Raw genomic sequence first — 20706 nt, forward strand, 5'->3', positions numbered from 1 at the left:
CCGGGCCCTACGGCGGAGCGTGCTCGAGTGGGGTCGGGTCGCGCTGACCGGTGGGCCCCGGAATAAATCCGGGGAGAGCAGTTAGGGAACAGACCCCTCCCCTTCTCCCCTTTCCCAGTTGTTCAACACTCCCCGGATTCATTCCGGGGCAAGCCGTTCGGCATCACCGGGCGACGGTCACGCAAGCGCCAGCGCTGCCCCGGAATGAATCCGGGGAGTGAGCTGAGGGGGGAAGAGTGGGAGAGAAACCCCGTGCGATCAGATCAGCCCGAGCGCGCGCAACTCGCGGACCATCTCCTCGGGCATCTCGTCGATCTCGTCATGGGCGCCGGTCGCGAGGTCGCGCGGGGCGTCGGCCGCCTCCAGGTAGCGCCAGCCCTGGAACGGACGCTGCGGGCGCGGGTCGACGCGGATCAGGTCCGGCTCCAGCACCAGGGCGCAGCAGCGCCGGCCCTCGTGGTCGACCGCCTCCTCGATGGCGTGGAACGGCTGGCGCACCCGCACCTCGCGCTTGATCACCCAGAACAGCGAGCCCGATCCCCCCTCCGTCGGGTCCATAATCTCCTCGACCCGGCGCGGGAAGTTGCGGGTCAGGTGGCGGTTGTAGGGCGGCAGGCCGGCGGCCGCGAGCTCGCCGCGGCGGCGCTTCTGGAAGCTCGCGAGCTGTTCGACCGTGTCGATGCCGACGCAAAGCTTGATCAGGTTCAGGGCCATCCGGGCGTCCTCACGGGAGCAGCCCGATGATCCGCCACCAGACGTAGTTCAGCGGCAGCAGGACCAGGATGGTGAAGAAGGCGGTGACCAGGGCGGTGCGCACCGCGGCGGAGGCCGGGATGTTGCCGAGCTGCAGCAGAACGATCAGCGGCGGCACCTGATAGGGGAACAGCACCGTGGAGAAGCCGTTCACGAAGGTCATCAGCACGGTCTTCAGCGGCAGGCCCGAGGCGGTGGCGAGATCGCCGGCGATCGGGGTGAGAATCGCCGGAATGCCAGGCATGGTGGAGACCGTGCCCAGCAGCGTGGTCATCAGCGACAGGGCGAAATACGCCTTCGCCGGGTGCGCGCCGTCCATCGACACGTTGTCGAGCACCACATGGGCCAGCGCCTCGCCCAGCCCACTATGGGCCACCAGGGCACCGACGCCGAGAATGCCGGCGACGTAGATCAGCGGGTTGATCGGCACCTTGTCGCGGAACGTCTGCGGCGGGACCAGCCCGACCGCCGGCAGCAGACAGATCAGGCCGGCCGCCAGGCTGATCCAGGCCGGCGACACGCCGTGCACCGCGTCGGTCGCCCAGAGCGCGAGGGCAGCGGCCAGCAGCAGGGCGAGGCGCTGCTCGTCCCGGCTCCAGTAGGACGGCTCGGACGTCTCCTCCACCGCCTCCTCGGGGATGACCGGGGTGTCGTTGAACAGCCGCCACACCACCAGCACCAGCAGGATCGACTTCAGCAGCCCCAGCACCGGGAAATGAATGAGAAGCCAGTCGAAATACTGGATCTGGATGCCGTGGAAGGTCTGGGCCGCCCCCAGCAGCACGTTGTTCGGCACGTTGGCCGGCAGGATCGCGACCGGGCCGAGATAGGAGCCGAAGCCGGTGGCGATCACCAGCCCGGTGCGGCCGCGCGAGCCGGCGAGGTAGCCGAGCCGGTCGGCGAGCGCGAGCACGATCGGCAGCAGCAGCACCAGCCGGCCCATGGTCGACGGCATCAGAAACCCAAGCGCCAGGCAGACCGTCACCACGCCGGCCACCGTCGCCAGGTATCCGCCGGTGAAGCGCCGCACCAGGGTGCGGGCGATGCGGCCGCCGAGCCCGGTCCGGTCGACCGCCGCGCCGATGATCAGCCCGCCGAAGACCAGCCAGAAGGCCGGGCTGGCGAAGCCGGAGAAGATCACCGGTGGCGTCGAGACATGCAGGATCATGGCGGCGAGGAAGAAGGCCAACGCCACCATATGCTCCGGCAGCAGGACCGATGCCCAGGCGCCGATGGCCAGCACGACCAGGGCGGCGGCCCGCATGATCTCGGGCGACGCCCCCTCCGGCACCGGCATGAACCAGAGGGTGCAGGAGATCGCCGCCAGGATGATGATTGTGATGACGTGGCGGGGCGAGGCGGTCACGCGCCGGTCTCCGCCGCGGCTTCGGAGACCTCGAACACCACAAGGTCGGCCCCCTCCTCCACCAGATCGCCGGCGGCGACAGGCAGGCCGGCGACCGTGCCGTCGGCCGGGGCGGCGATCGTGTGCTCCATCTTCATCGCCTCCAGCACGATCAGGGTCGCGCCCTTCTTCACCGTGTCGCCCTCAGCGACGGCGACGGAAACCACCTTGGCCGGCATCGGGGCGACCAGCCTTCCGCCCCCCTCCGCCGCGTCGTCGAGACCGGCGAGCGGATCGACCAGGTGCACCGTCCAGGACCGGCCCTCGGCCAGGACCACCCGGCGGTCGCGGTCGGCGACCACGCGGACGGGGCGGCGACCGCCATCGACGGTGGCCAGCAGGCTGCCGCCCGGCCCGTCCTCGGCCGAGACCGAAACCGAGCGGCCGTCGATGACGGCGCGCCAGCCTGTCCGCTCGGCGTGCATGTCGACGGCGACCTCCTCCTCGCCCTGGCGGAAGCGCAGGCTGTGGTGGGCGCTGTCATTCAGACGCCAGGCATCGGCCCGGGCCCAGGGGGAATGGGGGTCGGCGGTGCCGGCGGCCCGGGCGGCGGAGGCAGCGTCCAGGGCCCGCATCTCGGCCAGTCCCGCCAGCGCCAGCACCCAGTCGGGGGCAGCCGTCGGCCTCGGGGCCAGGGTGTCGATCTCGCGGCCGACGAAGCCGGTGTCGATCGGGCCGGCGACCACCTCGGGATGCTCGACCAGGGTTTTGAGAAAATCCCGGTTGGTGGTCACGCCGACCACCTCGGTGCGGCCGAGGGCGGCGGCCAGCCGGGCCAGGGCCTCGCGCCGATCGGCGCCATGGGCGATGACCTTGGCGATCATCGGGTCGTAGTGGACGCTGACCACCCCGCCCTGCTCGACGCCGGAATCGATGCGCACGCCCTCGCCCACGGGGAAGCGCAGATGCACCAGCCTGCCGGTCTGGGGCATGAAGTCCCGGGCCGGATCCTCGGCATAGAGCCGGACCTCCGCCGCGTGGCCGGTGATGGTCAGGTCGTCCTGGGCGAAGGGCAGCGGCTCGCCGGCGGCGACCCGGAGCTGCAGGGCCACCAGGTCCAGGCCGGTGATCAGCTCGGTCACCGGATGCTCGACCTGCAGGCGGGTGTTCATCTCCATGAAATGGAAGGAACCGCTCTCGTCCATGATGAACTCGACCGTGCCGGCGCCGACATAGCCGACCGCCCGGGCGGCGGCGACGGCTGCCGCCCCCATCTCCTCGCGGAGGGCCGGGTCGAGATCGGGGGCCGGCGCCTCCTCCAGGATCTTCTGGTGGCGGCGTTGGGCCGAGCAGTCGCGCTCGAACAGGTGGACGGTGTTGCCCTGGCTGTCGGCGAAGACCTGGACCTCCACGTGACGCGGACGTTCCAGATACTTCTCCACGATCAGCCGGTCGTCGCCGAAGGACGCCTTGCCCTCGCGCTGGGCGCCCTCGATGGCGGCCTTCAGCTCGCCCTCGCCGCGGACGACCCGCATTCCCTTGCCGCCGCCCCCGGCCGAGGCCTTCAGCAGCACGGGAAAGCCGATCTCGCGGGCGGCGGCCGACAGGCGCTCGGTCGACTGGTCGTCGCCGTGATAGCCCGGCACCAGGGGCACCCCGGCCTTCTCCATCAGCGCCTTGGCGCCGGCCTTGGAGCCCATGGCCTCGATCGCGCTCGCCGGCGGGCCGACGAAGGCGATGCCGGCCCTGGCACAGGCCTCGGCGAACCCGGCATTCTCCGACAGGAAGCCGTAGCCCGGATGGATCGCCTGCGCGCCGGCGCGTCGGGCGACCTCCAGGATGCGGTCGGCGACCAGATAGCTCTCGGCGGCGGGGGCCGGCCCGATCGGCCAGGCCTCGTCGCAGGCGCGGAAATGGGGAGCGTCGCGGTCCGCCTCGGAGAACACGGCGATCGTGCGCAGGCCCATGGCGCGGGCGGTGCGGGCGATCCGCACGGCGATCTCGCCCCGGTTGGCGATCAGCAGGCTGGAGAACATCGGCTCAGGTCCCAGGCGTCACGGGACGCTGAGCATAGGAAGGCGGGGCGCGGGAATCAAAGGGCACTGTGGAGGTCCGGACCGCCCAAGCCGCAATGGCGCGGATCGGGGCCGTCTCCGCACGCGGCGGTGGACGCAGGCCGCCCGACTCGGAACTATGAAATCCCGTCTTCCCGACCGCGAGCCGCCCCATGCCGACGCCCGGACAGTCCTTCCGCTTCACCCACGCGATCCTGCGCGAACCGGCCGACAGCATCGTCGACGGGCTGCGCGCAGTGGATACCGGCGCGCCGGATGTGGCGTTGTTCCGCGCCCAGCACGCGGCCTATCGCGATGCGCTGGAGGCGGCCGGACTGGCGACCACGGTCCTCGGCCCGCTGCAGGAGTTTCCCGACAGCGTCTTTGTCGAGGATGCGGCCCTGTGCTTCCCAGAGGGAGCGGTGGTGATGCGGCCCGGCGCCCCGACCCGGCTCGGCGAGGCGGTGATGATCGAGCCGGCCTTGCACGACGCCTTCGACGAGGTCCGGCACCTGCCGTCGCTCGGCGATCACGGCCATGGGCGGATCGAGGGCGGAGACGTGCTGGTGACCGACCGGGAGATCCTGGTCGGCCGCTCCGCCCGCACCAACGGCGCCGGGATCGAGGCGATGCGGGTGGTGGTGCGCGACTGGGGCTACCCCGTGCGGGAGCTCGCCACCCCGCCGGACATCCTGCATTTCAAGACCGATTGCGGGCTGCTGGACGCCGAGACGATCCTGACGACCCGGCGTCTCGCCACCGGGGGCCATCTGGACGGCTACCGGCTGATCCATGTGGCCGAGGGCGAGGAGCCGGCGGCCAATGCGGTGCGGGTGAACGACGTGGTGCTGATGCCGGCCGGCTATCCCCGCACGGCGGAGATCCTGGACCGGGCGGGCTACCGGGTGGTGGCGCTGCCGAACTCGGAAGCGGCGAAGGTCGATGGCGGCATGTCCTGCCTGTCCCTACGGTTTCGCCGTCCCCCTAATGTCATGCCGATCTGCTAACATCGCCACCGGCACGGCAACCGCCATCAGTCCCGTGCGTTGTGGCTGTGGATCAAAGCACTCCGGCAGGACGCGGGTTCGACGCGCGAGTCAGACCGGGATCGCAAGGGGGATCGCATGGACTTCTCGCTCATCGCCTATGGTTTTTCGGTCTATGCAGGCGTGCTGGCCCTGACCACCTACGCCTATTTCGGGCTGTGGGAGATCGAGGCCGACGCGATCCCGCCCTACCTGGCCGACCAGGGCTATACGCCGAAGATCTTCGTCAATCACGTGATCGATCAGATCGACGACATCCGGCTGGAGACCGCATCGCAATCCCAGACCGAGGTCGTCACCTCCGGGAAGGTCACCGCGGCCGAGGAGGTGGCGAGCTATTTCGGCGTGACCGAGCTGATCCGCGCCGGCCAGGAGACCTTCGGCCTCGCCCCGCCGCAGATCGAGCTGGAGGTGATCCAGCGCGACAAGACCGCCTTTTGGCGGGTGCGCGGCAACCACGCGCTGTACGGGCCGACCGTGCGGTCCGGGAAGCTGGACACCGAGAGCACCGAGCAGCTCTTCGAGACCCTGGCCCATAACGCGATCTCGTTCCTGTCCCCGTTCGAAGGCGCGGCCCACGACCTGGTCGCGGATTCCCGGGTCGGCGACTATTCGGAGACGATCGCCACCACCTCCGCCCTACTGCGCGGCTGCGCCAACCAACCGACCTTCATCTGCACCCAGGCCAATATCCGCGTCGGCCACACCATCCGAGGCCTGGCCAACCTGAACGCCGGCGACGTCCGGGCGGCCTTCGAGGACCTGCAGACCGCCAACGAGATCAGCGGCAAGAACGCCGTCGCCACCGCCTTCCTCGGCGACGTGCTGCTCCGCCTCGAACAGGAGGAGGCGGCCCGCAAGCGCTATGAGGAGGCCCTGTCGCTGGACAGCGACGTGGGCGAGGAGTTCGTGAAGTTCGCCCGCGGCCTCGCCAAGGCCGGCAATCACCCGCTGGCGATCGAGCGCTTCGAGACCGCCGAGCGGCTCAATGTGGAGGACCCGGAATTCCTGGCGAGCTGGGCGGAAAGCCTGGTGGTGCTCGGCGAGTCCAAGGAGGCGCTGGCGAAGTACCTGCAGGCGGAGAACCTGGACACCGAGACCGACCTCTACTCGGAGAAGATCCAGGAGCTGCAGCAGAAGGTCAGCGAGATCGAGAACTCGACCTCCACCCCGCCGGCGACCGCCCCGGCCCCGGCCGGAGGCGGTACGGCGACGGAATAGGCCGCGCCGCCGCGTCCCCTCACCAGGTCGGCTTGCGCTTCTCCAGGAACGCGCTCAGCCCTTCCTTGGCCTCGTCGGTGGCGCGCTGGTGGGCGATCCGCTGGGCGGTGTCGCGCACCAGCAGGTCGTCGATCTGCTTGTCCGCCACATGGCCGATCAGGGCTTTCGACGCCCGCACCGCCGTGGGCCCGGAGCCGGTGATGTGCTTCAGCAGGCTCTCCACCGCCTCGTCCAGCGCAGCCTCGTCGGCGACCACCTGGTGCACCAGACCGATGCGCATGGCCTCCTCGGCGTCGAACCGCTCGCCGGTGAGAAAATAGCGCCGGGCCGCCCGCTCGCCGATGGCCCGCAGCGAATAGGGGCTGATCGCGCCGGGGATGATGCCGAGCTTGACCTCGCTGAAGGCGAAGATCGCCCCACTGACCGCCACCGCCATGTCACAGGTCGCCGTCAGCCCGACGCCGCCGCCGAGGGCGGCCCCGTTCACCCGGGCGATGGTCGGCATCGGCATGCTGTCCAGCCGCTTCATCAGCCCGGCCAGCTTCATGGCGTCCTGGAAGTTCTCGTGATCCCCCTGACCGCCGGCCTTCTTCATCCAGCCGATCTCCGCCCCGGCCGAGAAGGCCGCCCCCGCTCCGGTGATCACCAGCGCCCGGATCGAGCCGTCGCCGGCCAGACGGTCCAGGGTCTCGGTCAGATCGTGGATCAGCACATCGTCGAAGGCGTTGCGGATATCCGGCCGGTTGAGGGTCAGGCGAACGACGCCCCGGTCATCATGCTCGAGCAGGATGGTGTCCGGGCGCTTGATGTCGTGGCGCGTCATGCGGGGTTCCCTGTCTGAAGTCTTCTTTGCCCAACACTTGTCATCGCGGCCAGCCGCAGACAAGGCCGGCCTACATCCGGAACACGCCGAACTTCGTCTGTCCGATCTCCCGGTTCAGCGCCGCCGAGAGGGACAGGGCGAGCACCGTGCGGGTCTCCGCCGGGTCGAGGATGCCGTCGTCCCACAGCCGGGCCGTGGCGTAGTACGGGTGGCCCTGGGTCTCGTACTGCTCGCGGATCGGCGCCTTGAACGCCTCCTCGTCCTCGGCACTCCAGCTCTCGCCGCGGGCCTCCAGCCCGTCGCGGCGCACCTGGCCCAGCACATTGGCCGCCTGCTCGCCGCCCATGACGGAGATCCGCGCGGTCGGCCATGTGTAGAGCATGCGCGGCGAGTAGGCCCGGCCGCACATGCCGTAGTTCCCGGCGCCGAACGAGCCGCCGACGATCACCGTGAACTTGGGCACCGCCGCCGTCGCCACCGCCGTCACCAGCTTGGCCCCGTCCTTGGCGATGCCGCCGGCCTCGTATTTGCGGCCGACCATGAAGCCGGTGATGTTCTGCAGGAACAGCAGCGGAATACCGCGCTGGGCGCAGAGCTCGATGAAATGCGCGCCCTTCTGGGCGGATTCCGAGAACAGGATGCCGTTATTGGCGACGATCCCGATCGGATAGCCGTGGATCCGGGCGAAGCCGGTGACCAGGGAGGTGCCGTAGAGCGGCTTGAACTCGTCCAGCTCGCTGCCGTCGACGATGCGGGCGATCACCTCGCGGATCTCGATCGGTTTGCGCAGGTCGTCCGGCATGATGCCGTAGAGCTCGGCCGGGTCGTAGGCCGGCGGCTCCGGGTCGCGCAGGTCCAGGCTGGACGGCTTGCGCCGGTTCAGGTTCTCCACGATCCGCCGCGCCAGGCTGAGCGCGTGCGGATCGTTCTGCGCCATGTGGTCGGTGACGCCGGAGATCCGGGAATGGACGTCGGCGCCGCCGAGATCCTCGGCCGACACCACCTCGCCCGTGGCCGCCTTCACCAGGGGCGGTCCGCCGAGGAAGATCGTCCCCTGCCCCTTCACGATGATGCTCTCGTCGGCCATGGCCGGCACATAGGCGCCGCCCGCCGTGCAGCTTCCCATCACCACCGCGATCTGCGGAATGCCTTCGGCCGACATCTGGGCCTGGTTGTAGAAGATGCGCCCGAAATGGTCGCGGTCGGGGAAGACCTCGTCCTGGTTCGGCAGGTTCGCCCCGCCGCTGTCCACCAGATAGACGCAGGGCAGGTTGTTCTCCCGCGCGATGTCCTGGGCCCGCAGGTGCTTCTTCACGGTGATCGGGTAATAGGTGCCGCCCTTCACCGTGGCGTCGTTGCAGACCACCACGCATTCGCGCCCGCCGACCCGGCCGATGCCGGTGACGATGCCGGCCCCCGGAACCTCGCCGCCATACATGCCGTCGGCCGCGAGCTGGCTGAATTCCAGGAAGGGTGCCCCCGGGTCGAGCAGCGCGCGCACCCGGTCGCGGGGGAGCAGCTTGCCGCGGGACAGGTGACGCTCCCGCGCCCGCTCCCCGCCGCCGAGCTTCACCGCGTGGACCTTGTCGCGCAGTTCGTCGACCAGGGCGGCGGTCCGCTCGGCATTCTGTTTGAACCCGTCGGCGCGGGTATCGACGGAGGATCGGATGACGGACAAGACCTACCAGCCTCCGGTGGCGAGCCAGCGCTCGACGTGATCCAGACGGTCGGCCCCCCAGAACGGCTCGCCGTCGACCACGAAGAAGGGCGAGCCGCAGACCCCGGCCTGCATCGCCGCCTCGATCTCGGTCTTCAGCCGCTCCTTCACCGCCGGCTGGCCCAGCGCGTCGGACAGGGCTGCGGCGTCGATGCCGGCCTCGCCGGCGACCCGGACCACCGATTCCGCATCGCGGATATCGCCGCCCTTGGCGAAGGCCTCGTCGTACAGGGCCTTGACCAGCGCCACCGCCTTGGCCGGGTCCTGGTCCTTGACCCAGTACACCGCCCGCGCGGCGGAGACCGACGGGAAGGGCATGACCTCCGGCAGGGTGAAGGGCAGGCCCATCATCCGCGCCGTGCGCTCCATGTCGCGCCGGGCATAGACGCCCTTGATCGGGATATCGAGCAGCGGCTGGGCACCGGTGGTCTTGAAGATCACGCCGAGCAGGACCGGCTTCCAGTCGACCTGACGGTCGTAGAGCCCGGCCATCTCGTCGATCTTATGGGCGGCGAGGTAGCCGTAGGGCGAGGAGAAGTCGAAATAGAAGTCGATCGGCCCCTTAGGCTCGTCCTCCGACGTATCCGCGTCGGTCATGTCAGATCCTCCCAGATGCGGCCCGCCTCCCTACCAGGGGAAGACGGTGCCGTCGTAGTTACGGAAGCAGCCGTTGTCGTCCGGCGTCAGGTGGGCGATGACATTGCGCATCCCGGCGGCGCTGTCCACCGCGGTGACTGGCGCGCTCGGCCCGCCCATGTCGGTGCGCACATGGCCCGGATGCAGCATGGCAACGATCGCGCCCTGGTCCGCCAGCTCCTTGGCCAGGCAGCTCGCCGCCATGTTCAGCGCGGTCTTCGACGACCGGTAGACCGCGTTGCCGCCGCCGTTGCGCTCGATGGAGGCCATCAGCGAACTGGTGAAGGCCATGACCTTCATGGAGCTGTTCAGCACGTTGTCCTTGAACGCCCAGGCGACGCGGATCGGCGCGAAGACGTTGGTCTCCATGGTCTTGGCCCAGGCGTCGTAGTCGATATCGCCGATCGACGGCACCTTGTTGATGTTGATGCCCGCATTGTTGAACAGCACGTCGATGGTCTGGCCCTTCAGGCTGGTGACCAGCGCGTCCAGGGTCGAGGTGTCGTCCACGTCCAGCGGGTAGACGTCGATGTCGCCGTCGATCTCGTTCAGCTCGTCGGCCGCCCCCGGGTTGCGGCAGGTCGCGATGACCCGCCAGCCGTCGGTGGCGTACTGGCGGGCAAGTTCGAGGCCGATCCCTCGGTTCGCCCCGGTGATCAGGACTGTTGGCATGGTGTCTCCCTCTCGCGTTCGGGCTCAGAATGCGGCGCCGTCGGTCACGACGAAATGCGCATCCTGCGGCGTGCAGTTGATCCCGTTGATCGGGATGATGTCCTGGGGGCAGGAGGAGAAGACGACGACGCAGTCGACCAGCGCCTTCAGGACCACGAAACCGCCCGGCTCGCTCACCGGCGGCTTCCAGTCGATCTTGCCCTCCTGGTCCCAGGGAATGTTCATGAACAGGTTCAGCGGGCTCGGCGTCTCCGCCGATTCCAGGCCGATCTCCTGCAGCGCGTTGTGCAGGTTGTCCTGGCAGCTATCGTGGAACCCTTCCACGCCCAGCCCCTCGTAGCGCCAGCGGTCGCAGGCAGCGATGAAGGTGTCGTGGACCTCGCCGGAGGTGTCCTCCACCAGCATCAGGATCGGCCGGCGGTGGTTGGTGACCAGCGTGTCGCCGATCTTCGGCGTCAGCCGGTTCATATAGGCCCGGCAATGCTCCATCGACATGAACTCGGTCATGTCGTCCTCGACGAAGGCCCAGGTGTCGACCACCTGGGATCCGGGCGTGTTGATGACCTTGACCGACTGTCCGGCGGACAGCCGGGCGGCCTTGCCCTTGCGGGCGGGAATGGTGGTCGTGCCGTCGCTCATCTGCCGTCAGCCCCCTGTTTCGACGGCGGAGCCTAACAAGCCGTGGGGGCATGAGGCTAGACGGGTTGGCTGACGCCAGCGCCAGAAGCGGTTACCGCCGGTTGTCCTCCAGCTTCGCCGTTACTTCCACTTCGACCCGCATATAGGGCTCGGCCAGTTCGGCCAGGATCGTGGTGTTGGCCGGGCGGGCGTGGTCGCAATGGCGCTTGATGATCGGCTTGATGCGCTCGAACTCCTCGCGCGAGGCGACGAAGACCCGCACCCGGATCATGTGGTCCATGCGGGAGCCCGCCTGGGTCAACGCCCGCTCGATGATGCGGAAGCAGTTCTCGCACTGGCTCTCCACATCCTCGGGGAACTCCAGCGTGTCGGGATCGAATCCGGTGGTGCCGGAGATGAAGACATAGGGCGGGTCGACCACCGCCCGGGCATAGCCGGCCATCTCCTCGAACGGGGCGCCGGAATAGATGCGTCGGCCGATCATGGCTGGCTCCTTCTCAGAGGGTGGGGCGCACGAACACCGCCCGGTCCGCCTCGCAGGCGGCGCGGAAGGCGCAGGTGTCCAGGTGGTCGTTGACGATGCCGACCGACTGCATGAAGGCATACATCGTGGTCGGCCCGACGAAGCTCCAGCCGCGTTTCTTCAGCGCCTTGGACAGGGCCTTCGATGCATCCGACATGGTGATGGTGCCCAGGGTCTCGCGGTCGAACCGGTCGGGCCGCGCCTCAGCCCCCGGCTCGAAGCTCCAGATGAAGGCGGCGAGCGATCCCGCCTCCTTCTCCAGCTCGACCGCCCGCTGGGCGTTGTTGATGGTGGAGCGGATCTTGCCCTGGTGCCGCACGATGCCCTTGTCCGCCAGCAGCCGTTCCACATCCGCCTCGCCGAACGTGGCGACCTTGTGGAAGTCGAACCCGGCGAAGCCGGCGCGGAACGCGTCGCGCTTGCGCAGGATCGTCAGCCAGGACAGGCCGGACTGGAACCCTTCCAGGCAGATCTTCTCGAACAGCCGGATGTCGTCGCGCACCGGCCGGCCCCATTCGTCGTCGTGATAGGCGATGTAGTCGGCATGCTCGCCCGGCCAGGTGCAGCGATATATATTCGCCATTTATTTATGCCCATTAAACAATAGAAAGCGAAGACCTTAAAGATCTATGAATAGCCACAGGAAGCGTTTTATCTAAAACATCATCCCCACGAAACATCCATCTATTTTTCTTTTCCTTTTTTACAAAATATTCATTTCCCAAAATACCAGACCGATACAAATCCTCTAGAACCCCCATCCAACTCTTTTTCTTCTTTATAATCGAAGATCCTTCTGGACTGCTAATTGCTCGCCCCTCAAATCTTTCCGCTAAATTTTTAGCTTCTAGTTTTCTTGGAAGATTCAATAGTACCGATTTAATAAATTCAACCTCATTAGGAGAATATGATACCAATAGATCCTGAGTCATTTCATCCCAAGTCAAATTTGAAAACTCCTTCTTAATTTGTCTAAAATGATTATCTTCAATATTATCAATATTTGGATGAATTTCAGCGATCAAACTAAGAAGTCGAACCACATCTCTGGGCCTAAAATTACACATATCTAATATATAATTTATCGGCTTCTGACCTTCAATTTTAGCAGGAAAATACGTTGTCCAAATATCATTGTTTTTGACACATCCCAAGTAGTGTTTTTCCGACACCATGAACCGCTTCTCGATCATTTTTACAATCGGCTGATCTTGATGCCGAACCGGGCTATCCCAGCGAACCCGCACCCCACGATCTGCGACAATTTTATTGACCTCTCCTCCAAACAAAACAACTGAAGACAGAACTTCATCTCTCAATGCGCACATAAGCCTTATTGAAATATTTGCCTCTTTAAATTCTTCATTTAAAAAAGAAATAGAGAGAATTAAATCTCTTATTAATCGACAATCTCGACGGTACATTTCTTCACTAGCGTAATGCACTTCCAGCTCATCGAAAAATAAAAATATCTTTCTATCTGCAATTTTGCATTTTTTTAATAAAGATGTTGCCAAATCAGCAATTTTATCAATTGGCATTTTCCCACTTTTGGGATCAAATCCATAATTCTGCGCCCACTCAACGCTGAAAACTGAAAAATTAGCTTTTAATTTTACAGTTCCATCTTTCAAAATGAGATTTGAAATAGAAGATGCCCCACCTACATTAGGATCTGAAAACGATTCCATAAAATCAAAATATTTTTTAAAACTTTCATCATTTAAAAATAGCAGTTTATCATTCTTAATTATAGAATATATTTTTGTATGAATAAACCAAACCCATATATCTTCAAAATTTTGCTCAAATACACTAACACCTTCAGTTTCAGCAAACTGCATTCCAGCAGTAACAGACATATTTTTTCTATCAGATTCTCTAATTTTTGATTTAAACAAAATAAACTCAACAACATCTCCATACATTTCTTTATATTCAATGCTAAGATACCGAAGAAGTGCTGTTTTCCCCGCCCCCTTAAATCCTCGCACTATATATTTTTGCCCTAAATAAAATCGATCAATTTGAGAAACAACTGACTCGAAATAGTACTCTCTAAAAAAATTATTCTTCTCTGAACTTGCATTCTCGACTTCGATTTTTGCATCATCTGCACCAAGCGCGATATCTGACAGCTTTAGCCGTTCCATATCAAACCCACCTCTCCGTTAAGATCTTCAACTTATCCCAGCTAACAGTTGTACGCAATCTACGCGTATCTCATTGATGCGCGAGCCAATATTGTCAAAAGAAGGCCTTCTAGCTTTGCACAAGATGGTCTTCATAAGCTATCAACTGGTCCACAAAATTGCACGATGCCGCCGTCAGATCGACGGGACGGCACTAAAACCTGATCGATGCTCACGACTCATTCGATTGTGGCAGATTGCTTAGCCACCACCGGAGAGATCAGCCCATGACCGATTGCCTGTTCTGCGATGTCGTCCGCACCGGCGCGGACGCCGCCAACCGGATCGCGGAGTTCGAGCACTCGGTCGCCGTGGTGCATTTCCAGCAGGCGTTCCGCGGCCGCTGCATCCTGGTGCTGAAGCCGCATTACCTCGATGTCCTGGAGGTGCCGGACGCCGTGCATGCGGCGCTGAACGACGATCTGCGGCGGCTTGGCCGGGCGGTTCGGGACGCGTATCGGCCGGACCGGATCAACTATTCGAACTTCGGCAATGTGGAGCCGCATGTGCACTGGCAGCTCATCCCGCGTTACCGCGACGACGGCCACTGGGGCGGCCCGATCCCAATGCCGGAGACCAAGCTGCCGATGCTGCCGGACACGGAGTACCGGGCGATCGCGGAGAGGATCCGGGCGGAGTTGTGAAGCAGCCGTCGTCCCGGACCTATCCGGAATCGGGCCGGGAGCGTGTGGAGACGGGAGAGCCATGGTCCTGATTTGCATCAGGACGACGGGATCTTCTTTTCGCTCCCCACCATCCGCCCCATCCCCTCCCGTCATCCCGGACTTGATCCGGGATCAAGCAGCCAACGCCGGCCGCTTGGTCCCGGCCCGCCCCCGGATCACGTCCGGGGCCGTCCGGGATGACGAGGAGATTTTTGATGTTCAGTGCTACGCCGTCTCCTTGAACAACTCCCGGCCGATCAGCATGCGGCGGACCTCGCTCGTCCCGGCGCCGATCTCGTAGAGCTTGGCGTCGCGCAGGATGCGGCCGGTCGGATAGTCGTTCGTATACCCGTTGCCGCCCAGGCACTGGATCGCCTCCAGGGCCATCCAGGTCGCCTTCTCCGCCGCGTAGAGGATCGCGCCGGCGGCGTCCTTGCGGGTCACCTCGCCCCTGTCGCAGGCCTTGGCCACCGTGTACACGTAGGACTTGGCCGCGTTCATGATCACGTACATGTCGGCGATCTTCGCCTGCATGATCTGGAACGTGCCGATCGGCTTTCCGAACTGCTCGCGCTCGTGGACGTAGGGGATGACCACGTCCATCGCCGCCTGCATCAGCCCGGTCGGACCGGCGGCCAGCACCGCGCGCTCGTAGTCGAGGCCGCTCATCAGCACCTTCACCCCGCCGTTCACCTGGCCGAGCACGTTCTCCTGCGGCACCTCGACGTTGTCGAACACCAGCTCCCCGGTGTCGGAGCCGCGCATGCCGAGCTTGTCGAGCTTCTGGGCGACCGAGAAGCCCTTGGCCTTGGTATCGACCAGGAAGGCGGTGATGCCGTGCTGGTGCTTGTCCGGATCGGTCTTGGCATAGACCACGATCACGTCGGCGGTCGGGCCGTTGGTGATCCACATCTTGGAGCCGTTGAGGACGTAGCGGTCGCCCTTCTTCTCCGCCCGCAGCTTCATCGACACAACGTCGGAACCAGCCCCCGGCTCGCTCATCGCCAGCGCGCCGACATACTCGCCGCTGATCAGCTTCGGTAGGTAGCGCTTCTTCTGGTCCTCGGTGCCGTTCAGGTTGATCTGGTTGACGCAGAGGTTGGAGTGCGCGCCGTAGCTCAGCCCCACCGAGCCCGAGGCGCGGCTGATCTCCTCCATCGCCACGCAATGTTCCAGGTAGCCCATGCCGGCCCCGCCGTACTCCTCGCCCACGGTGACGCCGAGCACGCCGACCGCGCCCATCTTGCGCCACAGGTCGTGGGGGAAGGTGTTCTCGCGGTCGATCTCGGCGGCGCGCGGGGCGATCTCGTCGGCGGAGAAGCTGCGCACGCTGTCGCGCATCATGTCGGCGGTCTCGCCGAGATCGAAGTTCAGGCTCGGATAGTCGTTGGGGATCATGGGGTTCCGTCCATTCTAGGGGACTTGTGGTCATGAGGTTCGTCGGCCATGCCGGCCATCAGCATCAGGGTGGCGAGTGCCGTCGCCACCTGTTTCTCGCGGCCCTCCCTGACCGCGAAGACATCGGCCTGGGCCACCACGAGGGTCCGGCCCGGCCGCAGCACCCGACCGCGCGCGATCAGCAGATCGCCGGATGCAGGCGCCATCAGGTTCAGCTTGTACTCCACCGTCAGCACCGAGGCGTCGGCCGCGGCCAGCGAGAAGCTGGCATAGCCGCAGGCATTGTCCGCCACGGTCCCGACGATGCCACCGTGGAAGAACCCGTGCTGCTGCGCAAGTTCCGCGCGATAGGGCAGCCGGATCTCCACCGCCCCCGGCGACACGTCGGCGATCTCGGCGCCGATGAAATCCATGAAGGCCTGGCGCCCGAACGACGCCCGCACCCGCTCCGCATAGGCCGGATTGAGCACCCGATGCTTGACGTAAGCGTCAGCCGCCTCGGTCATGCCGCATCCTCCGACAGCCGGTCGAGGCAGGTATTCTCCAGCACCGCCAGCTCAGCCTCGATCGCCTCGATGTCGCGGCGCTGGGCTTCCAGTTGGGCGCGGCGGTCGCGGATCTTGCGCAGCAGATGGACGAGCTGGGCCCGGTCGCCCTGGGCCGGATCGTAGAGGTCCAGGATCTCCCGGATCTCGGCGATCGAGAAACCGAGCCGCCGCCCGCGCTGGATCAGGATCAGCCGGGTGCGGTCGCTGCCGGAGAACACCCGGGAGCGGCCGTTGCGCCCCGGGAAGATCAGTCCCTGCTGCTCGTAGAACCGGATCGCCCGGCTGGTCAGCCCGAGCGAGCGCACGAGTTGGGTCATGGTGTAGCGGTCGGCCATGGGGCAAGCGTCCTCCAACTTGACGCGAACGTCAATCTGGTTCGCATCGGCACTTTCACGGGATGACGCACCGCAGCAGGGGTCCTAAGCTCGGGCCCTTCCCTCCCCCGCTCCCCCAACGGATCGCCCCAATGACCGAAGCCAGAGCCGAGATCGATCCCATCACCACCTCCGTCGTCCAGCACCGGCTGGTCGGCATCGTGGAGGAGATGGGCGAAGCGATGCTCCGCACCTCCTATTCCCAGATCCTGAACTCGTCTCGCGACTTCTCCATGGCGATCTGCGCCGCCGACGGCGACCTAGTGGCCCAGGCGGAGCACATCCCCGTCCATGTCGGCGCCATGCCCTGGGCGACCCGCGCGGTGGTCGAGTATTTCGGAGCGGACGTGCATCCGGGCGACGTGTTCCTGCTGAACGACCCGTATTTCGGCGGCAGCCACCTGCCCGACGTCACCGCCTTCGTCCCGGTCTTCGCCGGTGACCGGCTGGTGTTCTGGACCGTGAACCGCGCCCACCATTCCGATATCGGGGGTGCGACCCACGGCGCTTATAACGCGGCGGCGACCGAGATCTGGCAGGAGGGCATCCGCATCCCGCCGATCCGTCTCGCCGACCGGGGCAAGACGCGGGAAGACCTGCTGCACATGCTGTCGATCAATGTGCGCCACCCGCGCGACTTCCTGGGCGACCTGGCGGCGCAGACCGGCTCGGTCCATCTGGGCGAGCGGCGGCTGCAGGCGCTGATCGAGGAGTTCGGCGCCGACACCGTGCTGGCCGCCGTCTCCCAGATCCTCGACGGATCCGAGCGCCAGGCCCGCGCGGTGATCTCCACCTGGAAAGAGGGCACCTATCGCGGCGAGGCCCCCTTGGACGACGACGGGCGCGGCAATACCGACGTGGTCGTCCGCGCCACCGTCACCATCAAGGACGGCGGCATCTCGGTGGACCTGACCGAGTCCTCGCCCCAGGTCACCTCCTTCATCAACTCCTCCTTCGCCAACATGCGCTCCGGCGTGGCCATGGCCATCGCCTTCCTGCTCGACAAGGAGATCCCGAAGAACGAGGGCTCCATGCGGCCGGTGGAGGTCATCGCCAAGGAGGGCACGGTGGTCTGGGCCCATCCCGGCGCGCCGGTCACGCTCTGCACCTCCCATTGCAGCCAGGAGATCGTGGAGGCGATCGTCGATGCCATCGCACCCGCCTGTCCCGACCGGGCCATGGCCGGCTGGGGCAAGCGTTTCCGCCTCGCCATCAAGGGCACCTATCCCGGCTCCGAGCGGCCGTTCATCTGGCACATGTTCCACGCCCGCCCCGGGGGTGGGGCGTCGCCGGGCGGCGACGGCTGGCACAGCTCCGGCGAATGGCATTCGGCCGGCGGCCTGAAGTTCGGCTCGGTGGAAGTGGCGGAGGCCCGCTTCCCGCTGTTCTTCGAGACCCATGAGTTCCGGCCCGATTCCGGGGGCGACGGCCAGTATGTCGGCGGGGCCGGCGGCGAGCTGCGCCTGCGCCTGGAGACCGAGAAGGACGCGGTGGTGAACACCGCCGGCGAAGGTGCGCGGGTCCCGTCCAAGGGCCGCGCCGGCGGCGAGGACGGGGCCGTCCACCTCTACACCATGCACCCGCCCTCCGGTGATCCGGTGGTGCTGAAGACCAAGCGCGAGGGCCTGCCGGTTCCCGCCGGCTCGGTCTTCCACGTCCAGTCCGCCGGCGGCGGCGGCTGGGGCGATCCCGCCAAGCGCACCGACGAGGACCGGGCCGCCGACAGGCGCGCCGGCCTCCCTCCCCTCAGCCAGGCTTGAGGGGCGCATACCGACATGAACACTCAGGACACCATGACCTATCGCATCGGCATCGATATCGGCGGCACCTTCACCGACCTCGTCGCGGTCGACGATGCCGGCACCGTCACCTTCGCCAAGACCCCGTCCACGCCGGAGGACCAGTCCATCGGCCTGCTGAACGGGCTGGAGAAGCTGGCCGGGATGCTCGGCCGGTCGCGCGCCGACCTGCTGGCCAAGACCGAGCGCATCGTCCACGGCATGACCGTCGCCACCAACGCCCTGCTGGAGCGCAAGGGAGCCAAGCTCGCCCTGCTGACCACCGAGGGGCACCGCGACGTGCTGGAGATGCGCGAGGGGCTGAAGCCCGACCGCTACAACCTGCGCCTGCCCCGCCAGGAGGTCCTGGTGCCGCGCCACCTGCGCCTCGGTGTGAAGGAGCGCATGCGCCATGACGGCTCGGTCGAGACGCCGCTGGACCGGGCGTCGCTCGCCGCCGCCATCGAGACGCTGAAGGCGGAGAAGGTCGAGTCGGTCGCGGTCTGCTACCTGCACAGCTATGCCAACGACGCCCATGAGCGGGCGACCGCCGAGGCGATCCGCGCCGCCCTGCCCGACGCCTATGTCTGCGTGTCGGCCGACGTGCTGCCGCAGATCAAGGAGTACGAGCGGGTCTCCACCACGGTGGTGAACGGCTATGTCGGCCCGGCACTGCAGCGCTACCTGCGACGGCTTGAAACCCGGCTGGACGAGGCCGGCTACCGGAACGCCACCCTGATCGTGCTGTCCCATGGCGGCGTCGCCCCGATCGCCGAGGCGATCCGGTCGGCCGTCGCCACCGTGCTGTCCGGCCCGGCCGGCGGTCTCGCCGGGGCACGCCACGCGGCGGAGCTGACAGGGGTGGAGAACCTGATCCCGTTCGACATGGGCGGCACGTCCTCCGACATCTCCCTGGTCGACGGCGGCGAGATCGCGCTGGCCTCCGACCGTGCCATCGCCGGCGAGCGCATCGCCCTGCCCAGCCTGGACATCGTCACGCTCGGCTCCGGCGGCGGCTCCATCGCCCGGGTCGACGGCGCCGGCCTGCTCCAGGTCGGCCCGCACAGCGCCGGCGCCGTGCCCGGCCCGGTCTGCTACGGCCGGGGCGGCACCGAGCCGACGGTGACCGACAGCAACGTGGTGCTGGGCTATCTCGACCCGTCGGGCTTCCTCGGCGGTACGGACAAGCTCGACCGCACCGGCGCGGAGGCAGCCCTGGCCCGGCTCGGAGAGAAGCTCGGCGTGTCGATGGTGGAAGCGGCTGCCGGCGTGCATCGGGTGGTGAACACCCAGATGGCGGAAGGCATCCGTCTCGCCACCGTGCGCCGGGGCGTGGATCCGCGCCGCTTCGCCCTGTTCGGTTTCGGCGGGGCGGCCGGCCTGCATGTCACCGGCCTTGCGCGGATGCTCGACCTGCAGCGCGTGATCGTACCGCGGGTCGCCTCGGTGCTGTCGGCCTGGGGCATGCTAACCACCGACCTGCGCTACGAGACCATCCGCACCCATATCGGCGATACCGAGGGGCTTCAGGCCGACGCGGTGCGCGCCCTGTTCAAGGGCATGGAGGAAGAAGGCCGCAAATACCTCGCCTCCTGGTTCGACGGCGCGGTGACCACCTCCCGCTCGGCCGACATGCGCTATGGCGAGCAGGTCTACGAGATCGACGTGCCGCTGGACGACCTGGACCTGGACTCGCCGGACGTGCTGGACCGGCTGAAGGCGATGTTCGAGGCGCGGCACGAGGCGCTCTACACCTACAGCCTGCCGGACCGCGCGCCGGTGTTGGTGAACGCCAAGGTGGCAGCCATCGGCCAACTCCCCGCCCCGCCGCAGGAGCCGGAAGCCCAGGCGAGGGCGCCGGCCGAGCCGACGGGGATGCGGCCGGTCTATCTCGACGGCTGGGTCGACGCGCCGATCTACGGCTTCGACGCCCTGGCCCCGGGCCAGGAGGTGGCCGGTCCGGCAATCGTGGAGGCGAGCACGACAACGGTGCTGCTGCGCGCCGGGGACGTGGCGACCTGCACGCCGCGGCGGTGGCTGGACATCAGGGTGGGGGCATAGGCCTCCGCCCTTACCTTCCCCGTCATCCCGGGAGCGACCGGACCCGATCCGGGCGCTGCCCGGGACCGTGCTCCATGCCGGCAAGCTGGGTCCCGGCCCGTCCCCGGAGCGCGTCCGGGGCCGTCCGGGATGACGGCTTCGGGGGGATGAATGCAACATCTCCCAGTCCCTCCCGTCATCCTGATGCAAATCAGGATCTGCGGTGCACGGGCGCCTGGAGCTCGGTCCCGGATCAGGTCCGGGACGACGGTTTGGGCAACC

19 protein-coding genes are annotated in these 20706 nt (G+C 66.2%); 5 read left to right on the forward strand and 14 right to left on the reverse strand.

Annotated elements, in window-relative coordinates; all coding sequences use genetic code 11:
- Positions 1 to 258: 258 nt before the first annotated feature.
- The 3 genes from ACOQOP_RS11215 to ACOQOP_RS11225 are packed head-to-tail and all read right to left on the reverse strand — an operon-like array spanning position 259 to position 4134.
- Complete coding sequence (locus tag ACOQOP_RS11215) at positions 259 to 714, reverse strand: DUF1489 family protein (RefSeq protein WP_420566421.1); 456 nt, start codon at positions 712 to 714, stop codon at positions 259 to 261.
- Between the two features lie 10 nt (positions 715 to 724).
- Entirely contained in the window at positions 725 to 2119 is a 1395-nt protein-coding gene (locus ACOQOP_RS11220; protein ID WP_420566422.1) for an SLC13 family permease, read from the reverse strand.
- Entirely contained in the window at positions 2116 to 4134 is a 2019-nt protein-coding gene (locus ACOQOP_RS11225; RefSeq protein WP_420566423.1) for an acetyl-CoA carboxylase biotin carboxylase subunit, read from the reverse strand. The genes ACOQOP_RS11220 and ACOQOP_RS11225 overlap by 4 nt, the downstream gene beginning before the upstream one ends.
- Positions 4135 to 4325: 191 nt before the next feature.
- Between ACOQOP_RS11225 and ACOQOP_RS11230 the strand changes: the two genes are divergently transcribed.
- Entirely contained in the window at positions 4326 to 5159 is an 834-nt protein-coding gene (locus ACOQOP_RS11230) for a dimethylarginine dimethylaminohydrolase family protein (RefSeq protein ID WP_420566424.1), read from the forward strand.
- Positions 5160 to 5276: 117 nt separating this feature from the next.
- Positions 5277 to 6419, forward strand: coding sequence for a tetratricopeptide repeat protein (locus ACOQOP_RS11235; protein ID WP_420566425.1), 1143 nt, complete (start codon positions 5277 to 5279; stop codon positions 6417 to 6419).
- 19 nt (positions 6420 to 6438) lie between these two features.
- Here the strand turns inward: ACOQOP_RS11235 and ACOQOP_RS11240 are convergent, their stop codons facing one another.
- The 8 genes from ACOQOP_RS11240 to ACOQOP_RS11275 all read right to left on the reverse strand — a co-directional run bounded on the left by ACOQOP_RS11240 (position 6439) and on the right by ACOQOP_RS11275 (position 13582).
- Positions 6439 to 7242 carry an enoyl-CoA hydratase-related protein gene (locus tag ACOQOP_RS11240; RefSeq protein WP_420566426.1) on the reverse strand — a complete coding sequence of 268 codons (804 nt, stop codon included), beginning with the start codon at positions 7240 to 7242 and terminating at the stop codon, positions 6439 to 6441.
- A 70-nt stretch (positions 7243 to 7312) separates the two neighbouring features.
- Positions 7313 to 8920, reverse strand: coding sequence for a carboxyl transferase domain-containing protein (locus tag ACOQOP_RS11245; RefSeq protein WP_420566427.1), 1608 nt, complete (start codon positions 8918 to 8920; stop codon positions 7313 to 7315).
- A gap of 3 nt (positions 8921 to 8923) precedes the next feature.
- Entirely contained in the window at positions 8924 to 9556 is a 633-nt protein-coding gene (locus ACOQOP_RS11250; protein WP_420566428.1) for a 2-hydroxychromene-2-carboxylate isomerase, read from the reverse strand.
- Between the two features lie 30 nt (positions 9557 to 9586).
- Complete coding sequence (locus ACOQOP_RS11255; protein WP_420566429.1) at positions 9587 to 10267, reverse strand: SDR family oxidoreductase; 681 nt, start codon at positions 10265 to 10267, stop codon at positions 9587 to 9589.
- 24 nt (positions 10268 to 10291) lie between these two features.
- Complete coding sequence (locus ACOQOP_RS11260; protein ID WP_420566430.1) at positions 10292 to 10906, reverse strand: DUF1989 domain-containing protein; 615 nt, start codon at positions 10904 to 10906, stop codon at positions 10292 to 10294.
- A gap of 91 nt (positions 10907 to 10997) precedes the next feature.
- On the reverse strand, positions 10998 to 11390 hold the full coding sequence (locus ACOQOP_RS11265; RefSeq protein ID WP_420566431.1) for a RidA family protein: 393 nt from the start codon (positions 11388 to 11390) through the stop codon (positions 10998 to 11000).
- Between the two features lie 13 nt (positions 11391 to 11403).
- Positions 11404 to 12012, reverse strand: a complete 609-nt coding sequence (locus ACOQOP_RS11270) for a DNA-3-methyladenine glycosylase I (protein ID WP_420566432.1) — start codon at positions 12010 to 12012, stop codon at positions 11404 to 11406.
- 13 nt (positions 12013 to 12025) lie between these two features.
- Positions 12026 to 13582: a P-loop ATPase, Sll1717 family gene (locus ACOQOP_RS11275; protein WP_420566433.1), complete on the reverse strand. Its 1557-nt coding sequence runs from the start codon at positions 13580 to 13582 to the stop codon at positions 12026 to 12028.
- Positions 13583 to 13848: 266 nt separating this feature from the next.
- Here ACOQOP_RS11275 and ACOQOP_RS11280 point away from each other — a divergent pair, with 266 nt between their 5' ends.
- Positions 13849 to 14265, forward strand: a complete 417-nt coding sequence (locus ACOQOP_RS11280; protein WP_420566434.1) for an HIT family protein — start codon at positions 13849 to 13851, stop codon at positions 14263 to 14265.
- Positions 14266 to 14511: 246 nt separating this feature from the next.
- On the opposite strand, the gene ACOQOP_RS11285 is transcribed toward ACOQOP_RS11280, so the two are convergent.
- The 3 genes from ACOQOP_RS11285 to ACOQOP_RS11295 are packed head-to-tail and all read right to left on the reverse strand — an operon-like array spanning position 14512 to position 16567.
- Positions 14512 to 15684 (reverse strand): isovaleryl-CoA dehydrogenase, encoded by a 1173-nt coding sequence (locus ACOQOP_RS11285; RefSeq protein ID WP_420566435.1) that lies wholly within the window; start codon positions 15682 to 15684, stop codon positions 14512 to 14514.
- Positions 15681 to 16190: a PaaI family thioesterase gene (locus ACOQOP_RS11290; RefSeq protein WP_420566436.1), complete on the reverse strand. Its 510-nt coding sequence runs from the start codon at positions 16188 to 16190 to the stop codon at positions 15681 to 15683. The genes ACOQOP_RS11285 and ACOQOP_RS11290 overlap by 4 nt, the downstream gene beginning before the upstream one ends.
- A complete protein-coding gene (locus ACOQOP_RS11295; protein WP_322332098.1) occupies positions 16187 to 16567 on the reverse strand; it encodes a MerR family DNA-binding transcriptional regulator in 381 nt (126 codons plus the stop codon). The genes ACOQOP_RS11290 and ACOQOP_RS11295 overlap by 4 nt, the downstream gene beginning before the upstream one ends.
- 131 nt (positions 16568 to 16698) lie before the next feature.
- Between ACOQOP_RS11295 and ACOQOP_RS11300 the strand changes: the two genes are divergently transcribed.
- Together ACOQOP_RS11300 and ACOQOP_RS11305 are read left to right on the forward strand one after the other, a co-directional pair.
- Positions 16699 to 18366, forward strand: a complete 1668-nt coding sequence (locus ACOQOP_RS11300) for a hydantoinase B/oxoprolinase family protein (protein WP_420566437.1) — start codon at positions 16699 to 16701, stop codon at positions 18364 to 18366.
- A gap of 15 nt (positions 18367 to 18381) precedes the next feature.
- Entirely contained in the window at positions 18382 to 20445 is a 2064-nt protein-coding gene (locus ACOQOP_RS11305) for a hydantoinase/oxoprolinase family protein (protein ID WP_420566438.1), read from the forward strand.
- Positions 20446 to 20706 lie beyond the last annotated feature (261 nt).

This window comes from Thalassobaculum sp., from assembly GCF_965223715.1.
Lineage (GTDB): Bacteria > Pseudomonadota > Alphaproteobacteria > Thalassobaculales > Thalassobaculaceae > Thalassobaculum.